Below are 19,680 nucleotides of genomic sequence, written 5' to 3'. Positions count from 1 at the left end.
CGCCACGCAGCAAAGAAGAAAGCGAAACGATGCGGCAAGTAATCACGGACGACATCGTTCTGGTCCGCGCGGACAACCCGTCGCCCATGACCTTTACGGGCACGAACAGCTATGTGGTGGGCACAGAGAGCGTCGTGGTCATCGACCCCGGCCCGCCGAGTGACGCCCACCTGAACGCCCTGCTGGCCGAGATCGCGGGCCGCCTCGTGGACGGCATCATCGTCACCCACGCGCACCTCGACCACTCGCCGCTGGCCCGCCCGCTGGCCGATAAGACAGGCGCAAAGGTCTATGCCTTCGGCCGCGCAGAGGCTGGCCGCTCCGACATGATGACCGACCTCGCCGCACGCGGACTGGTGCGCGGCGGCGAAGGTGTGGACCACGATTTCGACCCCGATGTCATCGTCTCGGACGGCGACACCGTTTTGGGCATGACCGTCCACCACACCCCCGGCCACATGGGCAACCACATCTGCTTACAGCGCGGAGAGGTCATGTTTACCGCCGACCATATCATGGGTTGGGCGACCTCGATGGTCTCGCCGCCCGACGGCGATCTGAGCGACTTCATGGCGTCCTGCCGCAAGATGCTGACCATCCCCAGCACTCGCTACCTGCCCGGTCACGGCGATCCCGTGACAGAGCCGCACGACCGCGTCCGTTGGCTCATCGCACACCGCCTCGAACGCGAGGCGCAGATCATGGACGCACTCTTGGACGGCCCCGCAGATGCGGACACCCTGACCCGCCGCATCTACGCCGATGTGCAGGAATCGCTCTGGCCAGCCGCCAAGCGCAACGTGATCGCGCATCTCGTTGATCTCACGAAGCAAAACCGCGTTTCACCCGACGGCGAATTGACGCCGGACGCCAAGTTTTTCAGGCTCTGAAAGCCCCTTCACGGAAGGTTCAAAAAACTTGCATCTCCCCTCTTGCGGACCCTGAACACCATGGCTATACACCGCCGCAGATGTTCCGGCGTAGCTCAGCGGTAGAGCAGTTGACTGTTAATCAATTGGTCGTAGGTTCGATCCCTACCGCCGGAGCCATCTCAAACCCTCTCGCATCAGGGTTTCAAACATAGACGCGAACGGCATTCCGGCGTAGCTCAGCGGTAGAGCAGTTGACTGTTAATCAATTGGTCGTAGGTTCGATCCCTACCGCCGGAGCCAATTCAACAACTAAGCCCTTAATATTCAAGGCATAGGCTGAATTTGGCAGGTACAGTGTCACACAGCACTGTAGCACAACTTCCTGAAATGCGGGTCGCTCGTCTCCAATTCTGGAGGCCGCATCTTGGCGACCACCCCTTACCTCCTACAACGCGGCTCCACCTGGAGCTGGCGTCGGCGCGTGCCTGAGTTTTCCACAAAAACCCGACATTGGCAGTTGTCTCTGCGCACCACGGACCGGTCGATCGCGTGTATCATCGCACGCAGATTGAACTACGAGTGCGACCGGATGCTGGATGCAATCACCGATGGAAAGCTGCCCCCAGCCCAGGCCAAGGCCTGGCTGACCTCTGTTGTCCGCAGCGAGCTTGATCGCATCGAGCGCCAGCGCATGATCACCCGGATGGACCCGGTGGGCTCATCCGAGGAAGCCCAGCGTCTCGACTGGGCGACGGCGCGCGCCTGGTCTCACCTGGCGAGCAAGGGACTGCATCCGCAGCTTTCTGCTCAAGACCGACGCACCGTACTCAACGAAGGTTCGAGTGAGACAGACATCGCGTCGCTAGAGGCGATGCTTGGCATCCTGTCGCGCGACGTACTGTCCGAGGCGGGCGTCAACAAGATGCTACGCGCCGCGCGGGACAGCATTCAAACGGCGACAGGCGAGACCTTGAACCCTGCGGCCGAGACGATTCTCTCTCTGCGGCAACTGCTGCTGGCGGGAAAAGCCGCGGCCTGGTCCGCATCTGAAGGTCGGGAAGATCCTAGCCTTGAACAAGCGCGCGCGCCTGCCGAGATCATCGATCCCCGAGAGCCCCTTCACATCTCCGGGGAAACCACTCTGATCGAGGCACCTACCCCACCTCAAGTCTCAGACCAAAGGCCAGAGTTCAGTTTCGATCCGGACATTGTCGCGCTCGTAGAGCGCATCAACGCCGAGAAGGACCGCGAGCATATCAAGGAAGACACCAGAAAGCAGCTTTCATCGCAGGCGCACCTCTTCGTCAAGGCTACGGGCGTCACCGACGTTCGAGGTATCACGCAAGGTCACCTCAAGTTCTACAAGTCGATGCTGCAGCGACTGCCTACGAGCTACGGAAAAAGCCCGATAGACGCGGACAGGACCATCGATGAGATTCTGGCACGCGCAGAGGATCTTCCCGAGAATAAGGTCGGCCTCTCGCCGCGCACGATCAACGGTCATCTGGACCGGTTCAAGCTCATCTTCCAGTTCGCCAAGAGCGAAAGCATCCCGATTGCCGACACGATTGAGCTCGGCCTGCTCCGCGTCCGGGAAGACAAGCGTAACCGCGACAAGCGCGAAGCCTTCAACTTGCCGGAACTGCAGCAGGTCTTCCGGCACCCGATCTGGACGGGCTGCAGGTCAACGTCGCGGCGCCATGAGCGCGGCAACATCGTAAAGGCGGATGGGCTCTACTGGGGGCCGATCCTGGCTGGCTACAGCGGCGCCCGCCGGGAGGAAGTTCTCGGGCTGGAACCCCGGGATGTCGTGTCCGTCGACGGCATTCCCTGCTACCACATCCGAGACAACGTGCACCGCGGGGTCAAGACCTTCAGTTCGGAGCGCCTGGTTCCAATTCACGAGTACCTGATCGAGTTGGGCTTTCTCAGACATGTCGACCACATGCGCAAGCGCGGTGCCACGGCCCTCTTCCCCGAGTTGATCGCGACAAATGATAGCCAGTCCTTCGGTGACAAGATCTATTACAACTGGGCGAAGGCGCTGGTGCTGCAGCTGGACGGTAATCCGAGGGAGCTCTGCTTCCACTCGTTCCGCCATTATGCCATTGCCCACCTGAAGGAGTTACCCGAGGTCAGCGAGAAGCATCGCCTTGACCTTGTCGGACACAGCGGCGGTGACGTGCATGACGAGCAATATGATGTCGCCACGCCGATGCCCGCGATGAGTGGCGTGGTCGCAAAGCTGCCGCGATTGTTCTGACGCGCTGACGAGATCACTGCCTGGCGGGCCTACCGAACATGATGACGAATGGCGCGAATGGTCACATCAGGATCAGAAAATCATTTTCGACATATCGGATACTTCGGCTCGCGATTGCCCGCCAGAGGCCCCTCCCCCTTAGGTTCTTACGCGCGCAAGCATCCCTGGCTCGGCACGAAGCGACAATCGCGATCCGATAAACATGTTGGTCGGGGCCATTCTGAACGGTAATCACCCTTGGCGAAAAATACGGATTTTCCCGTCAAGGTCATCTCAGCCGGCACATGCCGGACGCTTCACCAGCCACTCGGCCCACCAGGCCAGCGCAGTTATCCACATTATAGCGACGTGAGGCGGGCTCGCACCGCCATTCGGGCTCGGCTGGGCAACCCTGCAACAGTTATCATGTCGGCCAGAGAAACTGCAAAAAGAACAACCACGTTGACCGACAATCCGGCCAGCATCTGCGCCCGTCCCCACCGTATGTCCCCCCAGATCGCCGGTCACACTGACTGGGGCCTTGCATGACCGCCCTGCGAGACAAGCTCGTAGAGGTGCGCTTCTCGCAGGAGGAGTTCTCGCTGCTGGAAACGCTGCGCCAGTCTGCGAGATCGGAGAGCCGCGCTCTGTTCATCCGCAGACGGGCTCTGGAACCCGAAATCGGCACATAGGCGATCGCGGATCTTATCGGTCAGGTCGGTGTGACGCTGAACACCGAAGATATCGCTCCCAAACAGCTCGACCACTTGGCGCTTCTCCTCGAAGAACTCACGCTGGAGCTCCGCAGGGTTAAGAAAGGCTGATCGATGCGTGCGCATAACACCTTCCCCAAAACGGCCGGCGTACTACCCGACGATGACCTCCGCGACGGTGCGGAGTTCATCGGTGGCACCATCCTCCGCGCGGATCCCGTGTTCATGCGCGACCGCTTGGACAACCTCGCGGATGGTGCGGGAGTGATGCACATGACATTGTCACTGCCCGTAGGACTGCAGGCCAGTCGCGAAACATGGCATGCGATTGTCATGGCGCAGCTCCACCTTATTGGCCTGCCCGCCCTGCGTACTCCGTGGGTCGCGGCCCGTCATACGGATGCCAACTGCGACCATGTGCATGTTGCCATCGCCTTGCGTGGCTTTGACGGGTCCCGCCTGCGCCCCGAGACCGGCGACATCAGGACAAGTCGCAATCACCAGATGCTGACTCGGCGCCTCGGCTTGCCCGTACCCGACTACTTCAACGCTCAGATCCCGCGCCTCGACCCACCGATCATCACCCGTCGGCTAACCACGGCGCCCAAGAAAAGGCTGAGCGAGGCCCTCAGAACCATCTTCACAACCGAAAGACCCAGAACCCTCGGCGACCTCGATCGTGCCCTGGCGAGGCAATCCCCTGCCATCCTGCGCACCGCGACCCAGAATACGCATGGGACAACGAGCCACCTGTTCAGCCTGGATGGAGCCAAAATCTTCGGAGGCGAGTTGGGGCCGGCCTGGGAGCCGTGACATCTCGAGGAGCGTCTCGCTCATGCAGATGCCCTTCACCGCCTTCGAATGGGCCTCAGCGCCCAGATTGTTCTCGCGGCTCTCCGGCCCCACGCGAAACCCTTGATGGAGTTTGAACATGGACAAGAAACCGACAACTCTGACCCTGCCCCAGGAATACGAAGTGTTGCTGAAGGCGATTCTCACCACGGACGAGAAGGTAACTTAGTTGCTCCGTCTGCTCGATCTGCTGAACGAGCCGGACCATCCGATGACGGAACTTGGCCAAGCTCTGATCGAGGCGCTCCAGAGGATCGCCGAGGATTTGCGGAAGGCGACGCAACTCAGGGAAGAGCACCGCGCAGCCTTGGATCAGGCGAACGAGACCAACGCCGCACTGTCACAGATGCTCAAGACCATCTCGGGGCAGCTTCAGGAGATCCGGGCAGAGAACCGCAGCTTGAAGCAGCAGATCTCCGAGATCCACTGCCTGATGTTCAGTCCGGTCGACTGACCTTTGGTCAGCAGCTCAGGCAGCTTCTCCGGCTTCTGCATGTGCGCTTCAGTGGATGGAGCTGGCGCCGCTTGGACAAATCAGGGATCCAAGTAACGTTCCGGGATGGAAGCGTTGCCGAGGTGATCGGCGGCGTCCTGGTCAACGCGCCTGAGGAAGGTGAAGTCACCCAGTTCGCCAAAGCCTGGCGTCAGAAGTTCAGGGAGGTGGAAATTGAGATACCCGGAACGTCGGACGACCACTCCCCGGAACCGATGTAGTAAAAACGTTCTATCCCCTTTGACGGATGCCACGAGACGTCTGCGGCAGCAGACCGATGCCTCACTATGCGAGCCCCTACTCGCCATTGATATGGAACACTTCCCCCTTGGGGTACATCTGGTATGTCTGGATCCGAACTTGACCTCTGGATTTCGATGAAACTCGTATCGCGCCCACTGCCTGCCTTCCTGTTCGACCCCTTCCGCAAGCACCCGCTAGCGCTGGCCCTCTAGGACGACACCATTGCGGCGTCTGGCGGCGCGCATGCTAGGGTTCACCTCTCGGAAATCGCAGCAGCTCCCGTCGTTCAGCGTGGCCGTGTCTCCGCCCGCCTCACCCTAGATCTCGGCAACCAGTCCTGCGTCCTGCTGCCCGGGGTCCAGGAGGCACCCGCCAGAGCCTGCGCGCAAGCTGTCCAGGCAGCCTGGTCGGGCTACAATCTTGCCTAGCTTTCCAACGAAGACGACGCGATTGCGGCCCTGCTGACGGCGATCGAAGGATTGAATGCACCGGCGATGTATCCAGCAGCCTGCCTGGTAAACCCAGTCGCAAGCCAGGCCGCCGACCTCGACGCCCGCGTCCTGAAGAAGCTCACCCCGGCAGCCCTGGGCGACGAAGCGATGGCGCGGCTGGCTCCGATCATGGAACTCGCGCGCAATCCAGAGCAACTCCGCAATGCGTCGATCGCAGCCTTCATCAACCAGCAGCTGACGGACTGGAAAGAGTTCTTCGATACCGTCGAGTCCATGCCGCTGACGCCGGAGCAGCGAATGCCCGCCGTGGTCGATGGGGATGCAATGCTGGTCCTCGACGCTCGATTAGAGTCCGCCCCAACCTGAGGACGGACAATGAAGCGAACGAGATTTACGGACGAGCAGATCATCGGCATTCTGGGCGAGCACGAGGCAGGCGCGAAGTGCGCCGACCTGTGCCGGAAGCATGGCATGTCGGAAGGCACCTTCTACAACTGGAAGGCCAAGTTCGGTGGCATGACGGTGTCGGAGGCCAAGCGACGGAAGGCGCTCGAGGACGAGAACGCCAAGCTCAAGAAGTTTTTGGCTGAGCAAATGCTGGATTTGGCGGCGATGAAGGAGCTAGTTTCAAAAAAGTGGTGACGCCTGTCGAGAAGCGCGAGGCGGTCGCGCATCTGAGGTCCATGCTCGGGCCTTCGGAACGGCGGGCGTGCCGGATTGCCGGTGCGGATCGCAAGATGGTCCGCTACGAGGCGCGGCGTGATCCGGATACGGAGCTGCGTGGGCGGCTGCGGGAGCTGGCCAACGAGCACCGGCGGTTCGGCTATCGACGGCTGTTCGTGCTGCTGCGCCGCGAAGGCGAGCCTTCCGGCATCAACCGGATCTAACGGCTCTACCGCGAGGGAGGACTGACGGTGCGCAAGCGGAAGGCCCGGCGCAAGGCTGTCGGGACACGGGCACCAATCCTGATCGAGGCGCGGCCCAATGCGCGCTGGTCACTGGATTTCGTCCATGACCAGTTCGCCAACGGCCAGCGCTTCCGCGTGCTCAACGTGGTCGATGATGTTACCAGGTTGTGCCTCGCGGCGATCCCGGACACCTCGATCTCGGGGCGCCGAGTAGCGCGTGAACTGACGGCCTTTATCGAGCGCCGCGGCAAACCCGACATGATTGTCAGTGATAATGGGACGGAGCTAACAAGTAACGCGATCCTGCGGTGGTGTTCCGAGCACCGGATCGAATGGCATTACATCGCGCCGGGCAAGCCCATGCAGAACGGTTTCGTCGAAAGCTTCAACGGGCGGATCCGCGACGAGCTGCTCAACGAGACAACGTTCCGCAATCTGGCACATGCGCGCGTCGTGATCGCGGCTTGGGCCGCAGACTACAACACCGAGCGTCCCCATTCGGCATTGAATTACTAAACCCCGGCTGACTATGCGCGGGCCTTGACCACCGCAATCGGCGTAAGCATCAACCGGGCTCAAGTCGCAGCTGGATGAAAGTTCAATGGCAGGTCACTTTCGTTTAGGGCGTCCATCATCTGCTCCCAGAGCCCTGCCAGTGTCCAACGCCAGAACTGGCGGTAGACGCTTGACCACTTGCCGAACTCTTCCGGCAGATCGCGCCAAGGAGATCCCGTGCGCGCGATCCAGAAAATCCCATCAAGAGCAAGGCAATGGTTGGTAGGTTTGAGTCCGTTCGGGGCGCGGACTGTCAGGATGAACCGTTCAAAAAACTTCCATTCCTCGTCCGACATCAGGTCTCGTGCCAAGTTGGTCTCCGTTGCAGATACCAGCTTGAATCACGCCCGCGCTGTGGTGTGATTCCCTTTTGTCAAAAGAACTTGGAACGTATTGAGACCTCAGCGTGCCCTGCAACAGTCATCACGGTCCGCAGCGCCAAAACCCGTCAGAAGTCACGTCAGCCATATCTTCTGACTTGACTGTCAGCGTTGCCGGAAGCGCCGGGGACTCGCCGCCTTCAGTCGCATTACCCGTCACCTCGACCGTCACCTCGACCGTCGCAGAGTTGCTGTTGCTGTTGTTGGTGAATACCGCGCCGTCAATGATCGCATCAAATCCACCTTGAGCCTCCAACCTCATCAGCTGGCTGAACGGCTTCACCGCCGCTTCTGCCGGCTGGTCCGAGGCAACGTAACCCCCAGCAAGCAGTAATGTTCCGGTTTCGGCCTCGAAGCTACAAAACAGTTCTCCCGCCAAACTCGCACTCTCAAAGTCCTGCTCTGACAGCGGTTGCAGCCCTGTCCTTGTGACCGCGATTTCAAGCTCACTGCCGATCTCAACAGCGCGCGTTCCTTTGTCCATAACGCATATCATGCTCGCGCTACGGTCATTAACAGTTCGCCCCGTGACGATAGCCATTCCGTAGTTTTCGCTTCCGAAAGAATCGACAACTGCTGACGCATCAACAAGCGCATTGCCGGCAGCAGCGAGGCAAGCGTCTTCAACCTCGGCTGCGAAGGCGGACCAAGCATCATCACTGGCACCGAAGGCAGGACCAGAAACTAAGAGGGCAATGGATAGTGGCTTAAGCATTCAAATGGTCCTTGCGTCTCGTATGAAAATCAGAGGGGCATACATGGTGAGGGCTGTATGCCCCATAAGGCGCTGTTGTACAAATCAAATGATGACCGCAGTTCCCCTTTCTCCGGACACACTTATCCCAGTGCCACGGTGACTGGGATGCCGAGGGCAGTGAAGCGGTTCATTACCGCCGCACGGATCTGAACTTCGGCAACCTGGCGGTCGAAGTCGCGGGACATCAGCTTCTGTCCGAGTAGCTTTACGCAGTTCATTTTCGTCTCCACCCTGCTCCGTTGGTTGTAGCCGCTCCAGTTCCGCCACAGCGCCCGGCCAAGATGCTTTGACGTCCGCAGTATCTCGTTGCGCGCTCGGGCTCCTGCCGTGTCCGGCTTGCAGGGTCTCGCGTTGCGGCGGGGCGGAATGATTGCTGCCGCACCGCGGTCAGCGATGGCGTCGTGGCAGGCGCGCGTGTCGTAGGCACCGTCTGCTGTAACGGTGGCGATCTCCTGATCCGGGGGCAGCTGGACAAGCAGGTCCGGCAGCACCGGCGCGTCGCCGACATTTCTGGAGGTGACCTCGACTGCCCGGATCTCCAGCGTCTCCTCATCGATCCCGAGGTGGAGCTTGCGCCAGACCCTTCGTTTCGAGCCGCCATGATTGCGCGTGTGCCACTCGCCGTCGCCTTCCACCTTGATGCCGGTGCTGTCCACGAGCAGATGCAGCGGCCCCTTGGAACCGCGATACGGGATCGTCACGTTCAAGGTCTTCTGGCGACGTGACAGAGTGCTGAAGTCCGGCACGGACCAGCCGAGCCCGGACAGTTCGAGCAGGCTCGCCACGAAACCGCGTGCCATTGTCCTCGGACCAATGGCGGACAACGGCACGCCTTGGCGGAGCGGCAGCCCAAGGAGTGTCTTGAAGGTGAGGCAGGCCTGGATCGCAGCGTCGCTATAGGCCTGCTGACGGCCGCGACGCCCCGACGGAATGGCTTCCCAGTGCATCGAGGGATCGAACCAAACGGTCAGTGATCCGCCCTGCCTCAGCGCCTGATTGTAGCTTTGCCAGTTGGTGGTCTTGTAGGTCGTCTTCGGAGGTCTGCTCATACCTTCCGGCTACTACATTGGATTCGCGAGGTGAATCCCTCGCCCCTTTGTGCAACAACGCCCTCCAGATGGCTATTGAAACTGGCACCGGTGATCCGCTGTGGCTGGCTTGAAGGACCGAGCAGGTCCGGGCACGACGAGGTGCGTCTCCTAGCAAATGCAACGAGGATAAGAAGCGCCGCGGTCAGATTGGGCGCGAAGCGGACCTGCCGCCGCGCACCTGACGAGCCGCAGCGCCCGTCGCTCACGGCCCTGAGCCGACCTTCGTCACTGAACCGGATCTCTGCGGTAGAGCCAGTAAAAGCTGCCATACGCAGCACTTACTCAAAATTGCGCTGTCATAGCAAAGCCAGCCTGACGGATGGCCGTAGATGCCACCCTCCCCACGTCAGGCTCGACACCGCCTTCTGCGCGAAGCCCGCACACGTCCAAGGATCATCGCTTTCGCAGCATGCTTCCCGAAGAAAGCCGCTCTCACTCAACAAAGAAGTGCGAGACGGGTTTTCGAAGCGCCTGTGCGTTTCTATCCCGCAAGAAAAAGACTTCATTGGGCTGAAACCGTGCCGCCGGTTCATCCGTGGCTAGCTGCATCTGGCCAGATTGATGCTGGCCAATCTCAACAACAGGATGACCTATGCTTTTCAAGACCACGCTTCCCGTTACCGCTCTTGCACTCGCTTTCGGCTCGAGCGCTCTGGCCCAGGACGATGCAGGCATGATGGGCTACGCGTTGGCCGAAGACGGCGGGACGCTCGTCACCATGGCCGATATCACCCAGCCGGGTGACGTGGAAACCTACACGCCGGAAAACCCGCTCCGCGCCATTGCGTATCGTCCCGTGACGGGCCAGCTCCTGGGGTTTGCCGACGGCATGATCTACGAGGTCGATCCGATGTCCGGTGAGCTGACCGATCTCGGCGCCACCTTCATGGACGACGCCACGATCGGGGAAGGCGCCGTCGCGTTCGACTTCAACAACCAGATCGACGCGGTCCGCACCGTGGGCGCAGACGGTTCCAACCTCGTCTACTTCCCCGAAGGCTTTGGAGACGGCGACGAGCGCGCCAACTCGGTCCGCCGCTTCACTGACGCGTTCTACGTCAACGGTGACATGTCGGCCGACGCCGAACCCGAGATCTTCGCCAACGCGTACACCAATGCGATCTCCAGCGAGACGGCCGGATCGACGGCCCAATACGCCATCGACGCGCAGGCCAATGCGCTGGTCACCTTGGCAAACAATGCAGGCGAGCTTGCGAGCGTCGGATACCTGACGCTCGACGGCGAAAAGGTCAACGTGAGCGACTGGGGTGGCTTCGACATTGTCTCGCCCGAGGAAGGCACCGACATGGCCTATGCGCTTCTGCAGTTCGATGGCGAAGATACAGCCGGGCTCTATTCAGTGGATCTTGAAACCGGCGCACTGACCGAACTCGCCGAGCTCGGCATGGGCGGTTTCAGCGGCTTCGCCGTTTCGCGCGTTATGTAATTTCTCAGGCTACGCCACCCTCTCGAGGATGTGCCATGCCACTCCTGGGCCCCCAGTTTGTTTGAGCCGGGGGCTGACCAAAGCGGCGCGTTTCTGACCTTCGCCCCTGAAGCGACGGAAGGCGCGACCGGCCCGTTGCTGCCGTTCGAGGCAACCGTCGATGCGCCGTCGCATCCACACCAAAGCAGCCAGTCGTGCGACGCGTAGCATTTTTTCTTGGGTGATGGTCGGGCGAACGGACAGAGCGGACAGTCGGCATGCTCGTAAGCACGCGCCGACCGCCGCTGGTCACTTCAACTCATTTCCCGAGCATGCGGTTGATCAGGTCGTGGGTCGCGCGGACCCGGGCCTCGTTGGGGTAGTTGCGGTTTGCAAGGACCACGACCCCCAGATTTTCGCCCGGCACCATCGCGACATAGCCGCCGAACCCGTTCGTGGACCCTGTTTTGTTCAGGATGACATCCCGGTCGGGCAGCCCTGCCACCTCCTGCATCGGCTGGGGCTTGAGGATGAAATCATAGCCATTTCCACCGACCAGGCGTTCTTGCTCAACAGGCCATGGGTAGGCCTCCCAGATCATCGCCTGCGTAAAGAGCCGGGTCTGGAATTGTCCGATTTGGGTGCGCGACACTGCATCCTGGATTTCGGCGGAGACATCCGCATTCAAAAGCTCGATATCCAGAAGTTTCAGCATGTCGCGAGCAGACGATTTCACACCATAGGCTTCGTCGTCGAGAACACCGGGCGTGACACGGATCGGCGCATTCGTCTTGCGGTCATAGCCGAAGGCATAAGAGTCCGCCGCGTCGCCCGGAACATTGATCCACGTATTGTTCAGCCCGAGCGCAGGAAGGAGGTCCTTCTGCAGGGCATCAGCGTAGCTCATGCCCATGGCGTCGGAGGTGATGTGGCCCAGCAGGCCGATGCTGAGGTTGGAGTAGCTGCGCGCACCGGGCTCGGAGGGCTGCCAATTCCCCAGCCACTTCACAAGCTGATCGACATTCTCGGCCTCGCTCGGGACTTGCAGCGGCAGGCCACCGGAATGATGCGTCGCCAGATCCATCAGCGTCAATGCTCCGGCGGGCGTCCCCTGCAGGGGCGCAAGATAGCTCGAAACCGGGGCATCGAGCGATACTTGACCGCGCTCATCGGCTAGGGCCGCTAGTGTGACACTGAATATCTTGCTGATGGAGCCAAGCTCGAACAGCGTGTCCGGCGTCACGGGGCGCTGGTCTTCGCGCGATGCCAGTCCGGTCTGGTAGAACCGGTGCTGCCCGTCACGGGTCACCCCCACGATCAGGCCGGGGATGTCGTAATCCGCGATCGCCGCCTCGAAACTTGCAGCAGCGTTGGCTTCGAACGCCTGCTGGCTGTCTTGCGCGAGAACGTTCGTGAACGAAGCGGTCACTATCAGGGTGGAGAGGATCAAAGGGGGGGGCATGTCTGGTCCATGTCATTGTTCGAGACTGGAAATATCCGGGGCTGCGGACAATAAGAAGACGACAACATATTGAACTGCGCATAAGTTCAGCTCATGCCAGGCCGTCCCGACAACACCCTGAACGCCCTGCGCACCTTCGAGGTGGCCGCCCGTCAGGGCAGCTTCACCCGCGCCGCCATCGAACTTCGCGTCATGCAAGCCGCCGTCAGCCACCAGATCGCGCGGCTGGAAGATGTGCTGGGCGTGACCCTGTTCCACCGCACCCCGGCGGGGCTGGTCATGACCGATGCCGCCCAGGCGCTGTTTCCGGTGATGGAACGGGGGCTGGACGACATTGCCCGCGTGCTCGACCGTCTGGCAGGCGGGCCGCCGACCGAAGCGCTCAACATCGGGGCGGTGACGACCTTTGCGGTGGGCTGGCTCATTCCCCGACTGCAGGCCTTCGACCAGGCGCATCCCGGGATCAAGCTGCGGCTGTCCACGCATAACAACCGCGTGGAGATCGCCCGCGAAGGCCTGGATGCCCCGATGACGCCGCTCTGCTCCCCGAGACTGGACATCCAGACACCAGCCGATATGCGACGGCACACGCTGTTGCGCAGTTACCGCGCCGATGAGTGGACCGCTTGGTTTGCCCAGGCCACAGAGGCCTGCCCTCCCCTCACGGGGCCGGTTCTGGACAGCTCGATCGGGCTCGCCGATGTGGCGACCGAGGGGTTCGGCATCGCGCTGCTGCACGTCGCGATGTTCGAACGTCATCTGCTTTCGGGTCGGCTGATACGCCCTTTTGCTACGACGGTGACACTTGGAAGCTACTGGCTGACGGTGCCCAAGGACCGGCGGATCACGAGCGCCTCAAAGATGCTGCTGAATTGGATGCGAACGGCGGCGGCAGATCATCGACCGCTCGAATGACCCCATAGGGTTAGCACTTCAGTCCGCCATGCAGCTCCAAAGTGGCAAACGGCTGCCCCTGCCCTGCGCGGCATCGCTCCCGGCCCGTTGCTGCCGTTCGCCAGCCGGTTCATCGCTGCCGCGCAGAGAAAAAGCGCGAGGATCAGGTGGTCGTCGCGCACATAGCCCCAAGTGCCGTGCAGCACGAACCCCATGATGGGGCCGACGATCAGGATCGTGAGGTAAGCCCGGCCGTTATCCGCGCGGTGGTGGTTGAGTTCCGCGCCGCAGTAAGGGCAGCTATCGTTGACCCTGAGATACTGGTAAAAGAGCTTCCCTTTCCCGCAGTTCCGGCAGCGCTCTTTCAGTCCGCGCAGGACGGCGGGCTTCACTTCGCGTTCGGACACGGTTTGGGTGGGGGGCGATGTCATCTTCGATATTCCGCGACAGCGGTCCGGGTGCGTTGCTGTCACTCCGGGTGTCATGGCGTGCCACCCCGACCCGGGTGGCACCTGAGGCCCTCGTCAATAGCCGACGGTGAACCGCGCCCTGCTGTGCTCGGGCTCTTCGAGCTCGTCGACCATGGCGACCGCAAAATCCTCGTAGGATATCTTGCTACCGTCTGATCCGACGAGCAGCTTATCGGTTCCCAAGCGGAACGCGCCGGTTCGCGCACCGAGTCCGAACATCCCGGACGGGGCGAGGAACGTCCAGTTGAGCCTCTCGGTCTGCTTCAGGCGTTCGTAATAGGCGATGCCTGCCTCGGATTCGGGCCGGGCGGCCTCGGGGAAATCGGGACTGTCGAGGAACCGGACACCGGGCGCGACTTCGAGCCCGCCGGCACCGCCGACGACAAGGTAGCGCGGCACGCCGGAGTCGATGACGGCTTCCAGCAGCTTCTCATGATCGAACATCCGGAACATGACCGAGCTGATCACGGCATCGTGGCCGGACAGGGTCTTGGCCAGCGTCTTGGGCGCGTCGATATCTCCGGCCACGGCCTCTGTCCTGTCGAGCAATTCAATCTTGTCGGGGTTGCGTGCGATTGCGGTCACGTCGTGGTTGCGCGCGACGAGTTCTTTGTGAAGACGTTGTCCGGCATTGCCGGAGGCGCCGATAACAGCGACTTTCATGATGATATCTCCTTTCTTTGAGTGTTAGGCAGGTTCGCGAAGCGCTGCGAGAACGGCATCTCCGCCCGCATAGAGGGTCTGGCTGTCGAGAGTCCGGGTGCCGCGGGCATCTGTAATGACCAGCTGCGGAATGCCTCGAATGCCGAGAGCCGCCATTGTCGTCCGACCCTCCGAAATCCGGCGATCGGTCTCGATCTCGAGCGCCGGATCGTCCTCGATCTGGACACGTAGTATGTCCGCATCGAGCGCGACGCCCGCATCCAAGGCGACCCGAGCGGCAAGTTCGGCCACGATGTCAGCGCGGGACGTGTCCTGTCCGTCGACATAGCGGGCCGTCTGCGCCGTATTGAGAAACACCGGCTCGAGTGCCGGGGCGATCTGCCCCAGCGCGACCAGCGCACGGGTCAGGGCCGCGGAACTGAAGACGCCACCGGGGGCGCGCATCACACCCTGATGATACGCTTCGGTAAATGCCTGGCCGGTTATCTCCTGGATGCGACCATCGTTCGTGCGGGCATGATCGGCGATATGCGAAACCGGGCGCGGGTCTACGAAAAGGCCGGTCGGCATTAGGCGCAGCCGGTCTCCGTGGGTGTCGGAGATCCGCTTCAATGCGGGAGCCGATGCATAGCACCAGCCGCAGAGCGGATCGAAAAGGTAGGTGAGCTGAAGTGTCGAGGTCATGGCGTGTCCTTGTCTTGCCACGCTAAGATGATGTTTCTTGTTTTGGTTTAATATAGTAAAGTGGGCACGGCAGTGTTGCATGAAGTGAGCGAATAGATGTTGGACAGGATCATCGCCGCGAAGGTCTTCGTTGAAACGGTCGAGCGTGGCAGCGCGACCGCTGCCGCCGAGGCGCTTGGCATGTCCCGCGCCATGGCCTCGCGCTATCTCAGCGCGATGGAAGATTGGGCCGGCACGCGCCTTCTGCATCGCTCAACACGTCACTTGTCCCTGGCGCCGGCCGGGGAGGCTGCACTTGGCCGTTGCCGCAGGCTGATCGAGGTCGCGGAGAGCATTTCCGGGCAATCAACCGATGCGGCTGCGCCACATGGTAATCTCCGCGTCGCCATGCCCGGCGTGCTGGCGGATGCGGTCTTCCTTCCCCTCATTCCCGCGTTCGCAAAGCGTTACCCGAAGGTCTTTATCGATCTGCGGATCACCGACCGGCTGGTCGACCTCGTGCAGGACCGTATCGACGTCTCGCTGCGCATCACCGCGTCGCTCGATCGGGCCGTGATCGCGAGACGGCTCGGCGGTGTCAGCTCCTTCCTGTGTGCCGCGCCTGATCTCATTGCGCAGTTCGGCCAGCCAGACGCGCCCGAAGGCCTCGCGGAGCGTCCCTGCATCAGCTACGCGCAGTTTGGCGGCCGGACCTGGTCGCTGTCCGGCCCCGACCGCACTGCGAAGGTCGATATTACAGGGCCGCTGCAAACGAACGAGGCCTATCTGCTGCTGCGCGGCGCGCTTGAGGGCATCGGCATCGCGATGCTGCCGGCCTTCGCGGCTGCCCCGCACATCGCCAAGGGCACGCTTGTGCGCGTTCTGCCAGGGTGGGCCCCGGCAGACTTTTCGCTCTACGCCCTATACGCGTCCCGAAAGAACCTACCCGCGGCCACCCGTGCATTCATTGATTTCGCCGCAGAACGGACAAGAAACAGCTCGGTATTCCAGCCGGTGTGAGCGACTAATTTCCTTCAGAGCACTGGTGTTCCCGCTATGAAGTCCGAGCTCTTGGGCGGCCGCGGTCCAACGTTGAAGGCATTCGGCGCGTATCGATATTCCAGCCCGGTGAGCAGCTCGGTTGCGATCGCCTGTCGTGCCGCGCTTTCTGCACGGATGTAGCCGATGATCTCATCGGCGGTGCCGTCCTCGATCCAGCGGCTTGCCAGCGCGGAGGAGATCGGTGAAGCCATGACGGCCGTGCTTCGCATGGCGTGCCCCAGGCTGAGGGCACACCGGCTGGAGGGTGCAACGCTGTAGGCGAGCCGCAATCCGCCTCCAAGGCACTTCGACAACCCTCCGATATACAAGGACACCTGCTCCGAATGCGGCGAGGAGTTGCACCATCATCGCGCCGACGATGGCCCGGCCTACCTGACGATCCTGATCGTCGGGCACGTGATGGGCTTCGCCCTCCATGGCCTCTTTGGCTACATGCGGGATGATCCCCTGATTCTGGCGCTCGTGCTCTGCACGATCGCGACGGTGCTCGCTCTGTTGATGCTGCCCAGAATGAAAGGACTGATGGTCGGCCCCCAGGCGATTTTGGTCTGGGTTGATGGACGGTCAAATGCAGACTTCCGCGTCCGCTCCTTGGCCTCTGGGACACGGCGGTTCCGTCGCCAGACGATCTCGTCCAAATCCCGCTGGAGCGCCTCGCTCGTTGAGTTGCCTTGGCGGTGCCCCCTGTTGGCAGATCGAACCCAGCGACTTTCGATCTATAAAGTTCTATCCCCTTTGGCGGGCGCTATTGATGCCATGGCCGTCTGCGTCGGGAAGTCAGAACCCAAGCTGGAGGAAGGTTTTCATGTCTGACCTGTTCGCATCACCGATATTCGCACCGGATGCAGCCAAGGACAGCTTTCCGCCCCTGGCGTCGCTCGAACGGAGTTCGGCCTCGGTCATCGCCTGAATGTCCGCTTCTGCGGTGCGGCCGGACTGCGTTCGCGAACGAAGCGAATGCCAGCTTTCCGCCCTTCGTGGCGGCGCCTGGCGTCATGCTGCGACAGCCAAGGAGGACAGCTTTGAACTGCTTGCCGACATCGGTGAAACCCTCCGCATGACTGAGCAAGCTCTGCTGGCGGAAACTGTCACCCGACCGTTCAGAGCGGCAAGGGATCCGTGGTTCCGCTCTCTTCGAATTCCCAGGTCGCGTTCCAGACGTCTGCCTTGCGCTCGAGCATCAGATAGTTCCGCTCGGCCACGTAGCGCGACGCGTGCCCCGGTAGGCGCTCGATGCGGATCGGATGCCCCCTTAGTGGCGAGTCACCCAGCCATGACAATGCGCCCAGCAGGTTGGCCCAGGCTTTCGGCGGCGCGCGGTGCGCGACTCCTGAGGCGACCAGCTGCTGCATCCGCTGGCCGTGACCAAGATCCATGCTCCCACGCGTCGCGAGGTGGATCTCTCCCGACACCACTGTAAGGCTCTGTCCGTCCGGCAGCGCCATGGAGCGGACGAGCCGAAGCATTCGGCGCCACTCCGCGCGATGGGCGCGGCTCTGCCACTGGTCGCGAAGATCGTCTTCGTATTTCTGCATGCTCGGCACCATGACCATCAGCGCCTCGAGGATTGAGAGCCTTGGCCCCAGGAGGGGAACACTCGACATGAGGAAGGTGTGCCCGGGAGCCGGGCGCTTTGCTTCCTCCTCCATCATCTGCCAGCCGCCTTGCCCCATGACCGCACGGCGGCTCCGTTCAGAGCGCAGATCCGGAGCGACAATCCGCAGGCCAGTGGTGCGCACCGCCCAGCCGAGGTGCTGACCATCCTCGTCCGCAAAGCGGCCGGGCAGATCGCCATCGACTGCAGCATGCTGGAAAATAAGAAAGCTCTCGCGAGCGGCCGAGAACAGTGTCTGACCCACGCCGGAATGCGTCTTGGACGAAGGCAGGGATCCCCAACCATCGCAGATGTCATGATCGTCCCATTGCATCAGCGACGGCACGCGCGCGGCGAGCCAAGCAAATTCCGGCGAAGCATAGAGCGTCGCGTAGCGTTCAAAGAGAGCTTCCCTCAAATTCTCACGGAGATCGGCCAATTCCTCGTGCGACGGGTCCTCCGGGATGGCGTCCGGCCAGCCCTTGCTGAGGGCATGCACCTCGGTGACCTCATCGGCATAGACTTGATCACCGCCATGAAGCAGAAGTGCGAACTCCTGCGCCTGATGGTTGTCCCTGAGGCGAGCCCACATGGCGTTCCGCTCGGAACCTTCGCGGAGGAGGTCTCCGATCTCTTCCCCGTTGCACGATACGTAGGCGATGCGGGGCTTGCCCGAGAAATCGCAGCAGACCGGATAGCGGGTGCCGTTCCACTCGTATTCCGACCGGCCGCCAAGAGGAAGGCCGAACCGCACGCGCCAGACAGTCGCGTCCTTGAACTCCGCCAGGCGCCCGGCGGGCAGGGATGCCCCGTCCACCCTCACTTGAGGGACCGAAACGCCTCTCGGTGCAATGAAGAGCGCCGCGATCTTGATCGAGGTGTCGTCTATGTCGTCCAAGAACAGGATCGGGCCGATGATGGGTGTTGTGCTCATGGTCTAGTAGATAGGCGCCAATCAGCTGCAAACTAGATGCCGGCACACCCGATCGGCCGGTACCCGCTCTCGCCGCCCGCGCCAACGGTAATGATCGGCCGGAGCCAACCCAAAGTGAACGGTCGCACCTCTCCGCGGCGTCAAGCGTGGCGCGGTCCCGAAGGGCGGTAAGCACATGGGGTGGATGTCTCCCGCTCCCGGCGTCGCAATGCGCCATATTGCAGGTGTCAGAATCTGCAATTGAGAGGAGCCACCCCATGCAAGTTACCACTGTCGGCCTCGACCTGGCCAAGAACATCTTCCATGTCCACGGAGTTGCCGAGACCGGAGAGGTCGCTTTCAATCGGCCTTTGCGCCGGGCGCAGGTGCTGGCCTTCTTCGAGCGACTGTCGCCCTGCCTCATTGGCATAGAGGCCTGCGCATCGAGCCACCACTGGGGCCGCGAGCTTATGAAGCTCGGTCAGACTGTCCGGCTGATGCCGCCGATGTACGTCAAACCCTAAGTGAAACGGGGCAAGTCCGACGCGGTCGATGCAAAAGCGATTTGCGAAGCCGCAACGCGGCCGACGATGCGCTTTGTCGAGATCAAGTCAGAGGACCAGCAGGCGCTTCTCTCCATGCATCGCGCACGGGACTTCGTGGTTCGACAGCGCACCCAGTTGATCAACAGCTCCAAAGCCTGGCCGTGGAGTTCGGGATCACCATTGCTCGGGGCGTCGCGCGGGCCATCGATTTTGCGAAAGGGATCATCGAGGGCAAGCAGTCCGGGTCCCAGAGCTCGCCCAGGACGTTCTGCGCGTTCTCAGCCGCCAGCTCGTCGAGCTTCACAACGACCTTGTTGCGCTAATCGGACGTCAGGATCATCCGCCCCTTTCCTCGTGGGCGTCAGGCGACGGGTTCGATCTCGGCCCTTTCCAGGGCCGAGCAGCGGTTCATGATGGCGATGCGGATCTG

Annotated in this window: 18 protein-coding genes, 2 tRNA genes and 3 pseudogenes; 14 read left to right on the top strand and 9 right to left on the bottom strand. The window is 61.7% G+C overall.

Annotation, left to right across the window (positions count from 1 at the left end):
- The first annotated feature begins 29 nt into the window (after positions 1–29).
- The 9 genes and pseudogenes from HCZ30_RS10030 to HCZ30_RS09990 all read left to right on the top strand — a co-directional run bounded on the left by HCZ30_RS10030 (position 30) and on the right by HCZ30_RS09990 (position 7,369).
- Complete coding sequence (locus tag HCZ30_RS10030; protein WP_167638158.1) at positions 30–890, top strand: MBL fold metallo-hydrolase; 861 nt, start codon at positions 30–32, stop codon at positions 888–890.
- Positions 891–974: 84 nt separating this feature from the next.
- Positions 975–1,049 (top strand) — tRNA-Asn (locus HCZ30_RS10025).
- 48 nt (positions 1,050–1,097) lie between these two features.
- Positions 1,098–1,172, top strand: a tRNA-Asn gene (locus HCZ30_RS10020).
- Between the two features lie 124 nt (positions 1,173–1,296).
- Positions 1,297–3,135, top strand: coding sequence for a DUF6538 domain-containing protein (locus tag HCZ30_RS10015; protein WP_167638157.1), 1,839 nt, complete (start codon positions 1,297–1,299; stop codon positions 3,133–3,135).
- A gap of 524 nt (positions 3,136–3,659) precedes the next feature.
- A complete protein-coding gene (locus tag HCZ30_RS10010) occupies positions 3,660–3,806 on the top strand; it encodes a hypothetical protein (protein WP_167638156.1) in 147 nt (48 codons plus the stop codon).
- Positions 3,807–3,941: 135 nt separating this feature from the next.
- The gene (locus HCZ30_RS10005) at positions 3,942–4,640 is read left to right on the top strand and encodes a relaxase/mobilization nuclease domain-containing protein (protein ID WP_167638155.1); all 699 of its coding nucleotides are present in this window, start codon (positions 3,942–3,944) and stop codon (positions 4,638–4,640) included.
- 208 nt (positions 4,641–4,848) lie between these two features.
- Complete coding sequence (locus tag HCZ30_RS10000) at positions 4,849–5,133, top strand: hypothetical protein (RefSeq protein WP_167638154.1); 285 nt, start codon at positions 4,849–4,851, stop codon at positions 5,131–5,133.
- 776 nt (positions 5,134–5,909) lie between these two features.
- Positions 5,910–6,233, top strand: coding sequence for a hypothetical protein (locus tag HCZ30_RS09995; RefSeq protein ID WP_167638153.1), 324 nt, complete (start codon positions 5,910–5,912; stop codon positions 6,231–6,233).
- 9 nt (positions 6,234–6,242) lie between these two features.
- A pseudogene (locus HCZ30_RS09990) lies at positions 6,243–7,369 on the top strand (IS3 family transposase).
- A gap of 11 nt (positions 7,370–7,380) precedes the next feature.
- Here HCZ30_RS09990 and HCZ30_RS09985 read toward each other — a convergent pair.
- The 3 genes and pseudogenes from HCZ30_RS09985 to HCZ30_RS09975 all read right to left on the bottom strand — a co-directional run.
- Positions 7,381–7,626, bottom strand: a pseudogene (locus tag HCZ30_RS09985) (transposase); the annotation flags it as partial.
- A 127-nt stretch (positions 7,627–7,753) separates the two neighbouring features.
- On the bottom strand, positions 7,754–8,425 hold the full coding sequence (locus tag HCZ30_RS09980; protein ID WP_167638152.1) for a hypothetical protein: 672 nt from the start codon (positions 8,423–8,425) through the stop codon (positions 7,754–7,756).
- Positions 8,426–8,547: 122 nt separating this feature from the next.
- A complete protein-coding gene (locus tag HCZ30_RS09975) occupies positions 8,548–9,516 on the bottom strand; it encodes an IS5 family transposase (RefSeq protein ID WP_167638151.1) in 969 nt (322 codons plus the stop codon).
- Positions 9,517–10,150: 634 nt separating this feature from the next.
- On the opposite strand from HCZ30_RS09975, the gene HCZ30_RS09970 reads away from it, so the two are divergent.
- Positions 10,151–11,005, top strand: coding sequence for a DUF4394 domain-containing protein (locus HCZ30_RS09970; protein WP_167638150.1), 855 nt, complete (start codon positions 10,151–10,153; stop codon positions 11,003–11,005).
- A 298-nt stretch (positions 11,006–11,303) separates the two neighbouring features.
- Here HCZ30_RS09970 and ampC read toward each other — a convergent pair whose 3' ends face one another.
- Positions 11,304–12,434, bottom strand: coding sequence for a class C beta-lactamase (ampC, locus tag HCZ30_RS09965; protein WP_246212741.1), 1,131 nt, complete (start codon positions 12,432–12,434; stop codon positions 11,304–11,306).
- Between the two features lie 105 nt (positions 12,435–12,539).
- Here ampC and HCZ30_RS09960 point away from each other — a divergent pair, with 105 nt between their 5' ends.
- On the top strand, positions 12,540–13,361 hold the full coding sequence (locus tag HCZ30_RS09960) for a LysR family transcriptional regulator (protein WP_167638148.1): 822 nt from the start codon (positions 12,540–12,542) through the stop codon (positions 13,359–13,361).
- Here the strand turns inward: HCZ30_RS09960 and HCZ30_RS09955 are convergent.
- From HCZ30_RS09955 to HCZ30_RS09945, 3 genes are all read right to left on the bottom strand, one after another.
- On the bottom strand, positions 13,343–13,771 hold the full coding sequence (locus HCZ30_RS09955; RefSeq protein WP_167638147.1) for a DUF983 domain-containing protein: 429 nt from the start codon (positions 13,769–13,771) through the stop codon (positions 13,343–13,345). The two genes, HCZ30_RS09960 and HCZ30_RS09955, sit on opposite strands and share 19 nt — an antisense overlap.
- A gap of 93 nt (positions 13,772–13,864) precedes the next feature.
- Positions 13,865–14,473, bottom strand: coding sequence for an NAD(P)-dependent oxidoreductase (locus HCZ30_RS09950; protein ID WP_167638146.1), 609 nt, complete (start codon positions 14,471–14,473; stop codon positions 13,865–13,867).
- Between the two features lie 24 nt (positions 14,474–14,497).
- Positions 14,498–15,157 carry a DsbA family protein gene (locus tag HCZ30_RS09945; RefSeq protein ID WP_167638145.1) on the bottom strand — a complete coding sequence of 220 codons (660 nt, stop codon included), beginning with the start codon at positions 15,155–15,157 and terminating at the stop codon, positions 14,498–14,500.
- Positions 15,158–15,253: 96 nt separating this feature from the next.
- Between HCZ30_RS09945 and HCZ30_RS09940 the strand changes: the two genes are divergently transcribed.
- Entirely contained in the window at positions 15,254–16,156 is a 903-nt protein-coding gene (locus HCZ30_RS09940; protein WP_217703045.1) for a LysR family transcriptional regulator, read from the top strand.
- Between the two features lie 14 nt (positions 16,157–16,170).
- Here the strand turns inward: HCZ30_RS09940 and HCZ30_RS09935 are convergent, their stop codons facing one another.
- On the bottom strand, positions 16,171–16,389 hold the full coding sequence (locus tag HCZ30_RS09935) for a hypothetical protein (protein ID WP_167638144.1): 219 nt from the start codon (positions 16,387–16,389) through the stop codon (positions 16,171–16,173).
- Between the two features lie 109 nt (positions 16,390–16,498).
- Here HCZ30_RS09935 and HCZ30_RS09930 point away from each other — a divergent pair, with 109 nt between their 5' ends.
- Positions 16,499–17,011: a DUF983 domain-containing protein gene (locus HCZ30_RS09930; RefSeq protein ID WP_167638355.1), complete on the top strand. Its 513-nt coding sequence runs from the start codon at positions 16,499–16,501 to the stop codon at positions 17,009–17,011.
- 287 nt (positions 17,012–17,298) lie between these two features.
- Here the strand turns inward: HCZ30_RS09930 and HCZ30_RS09925 are convergent, their stop codons facing one another.
- Positions 17,299–18,726 carry an alkaline phosphatase D family protein gene (locus HCZ30_RS09925; protein WP_167638143.1) on the bottom strand — a complete coding sequence of 476 codons (1,428 nt, stop codon included), beginning with the start codon at positions 18,724–18,726 and terminating at the stop codon, positions 17,299–17,301.
- Between the two features lie 257 nt (positions 18,727–18,983).
- Between HCZ30_RS09925 and HCZ30_RS09920 the strand changes: the two are divergent.
- Positions 18,984–19,563, top strand: a pseudogene (locus HCZ30_RS09920) (IS110 family transposase); the annotation flags it as partial.
- Positions 19,564–19,680: the final 117 nt, after the last annotated feature.

Source organism: Marivivens donghaensis (genome assembly GCF_011806565.1).
In the GTDB taxonomy this organism is placed as follows: domain Bacteria; phylum Pseudomonadota; class Alphaproteobacteria; order Rhodobacterales; family Rhodobacteraceae; genus Marivivens; species Marivivens donghaensis_A.
Note: the sequence above shows the minus strand (reverse complement) of the source record. Positions and strands in the feature narration are given on the sequence as shown.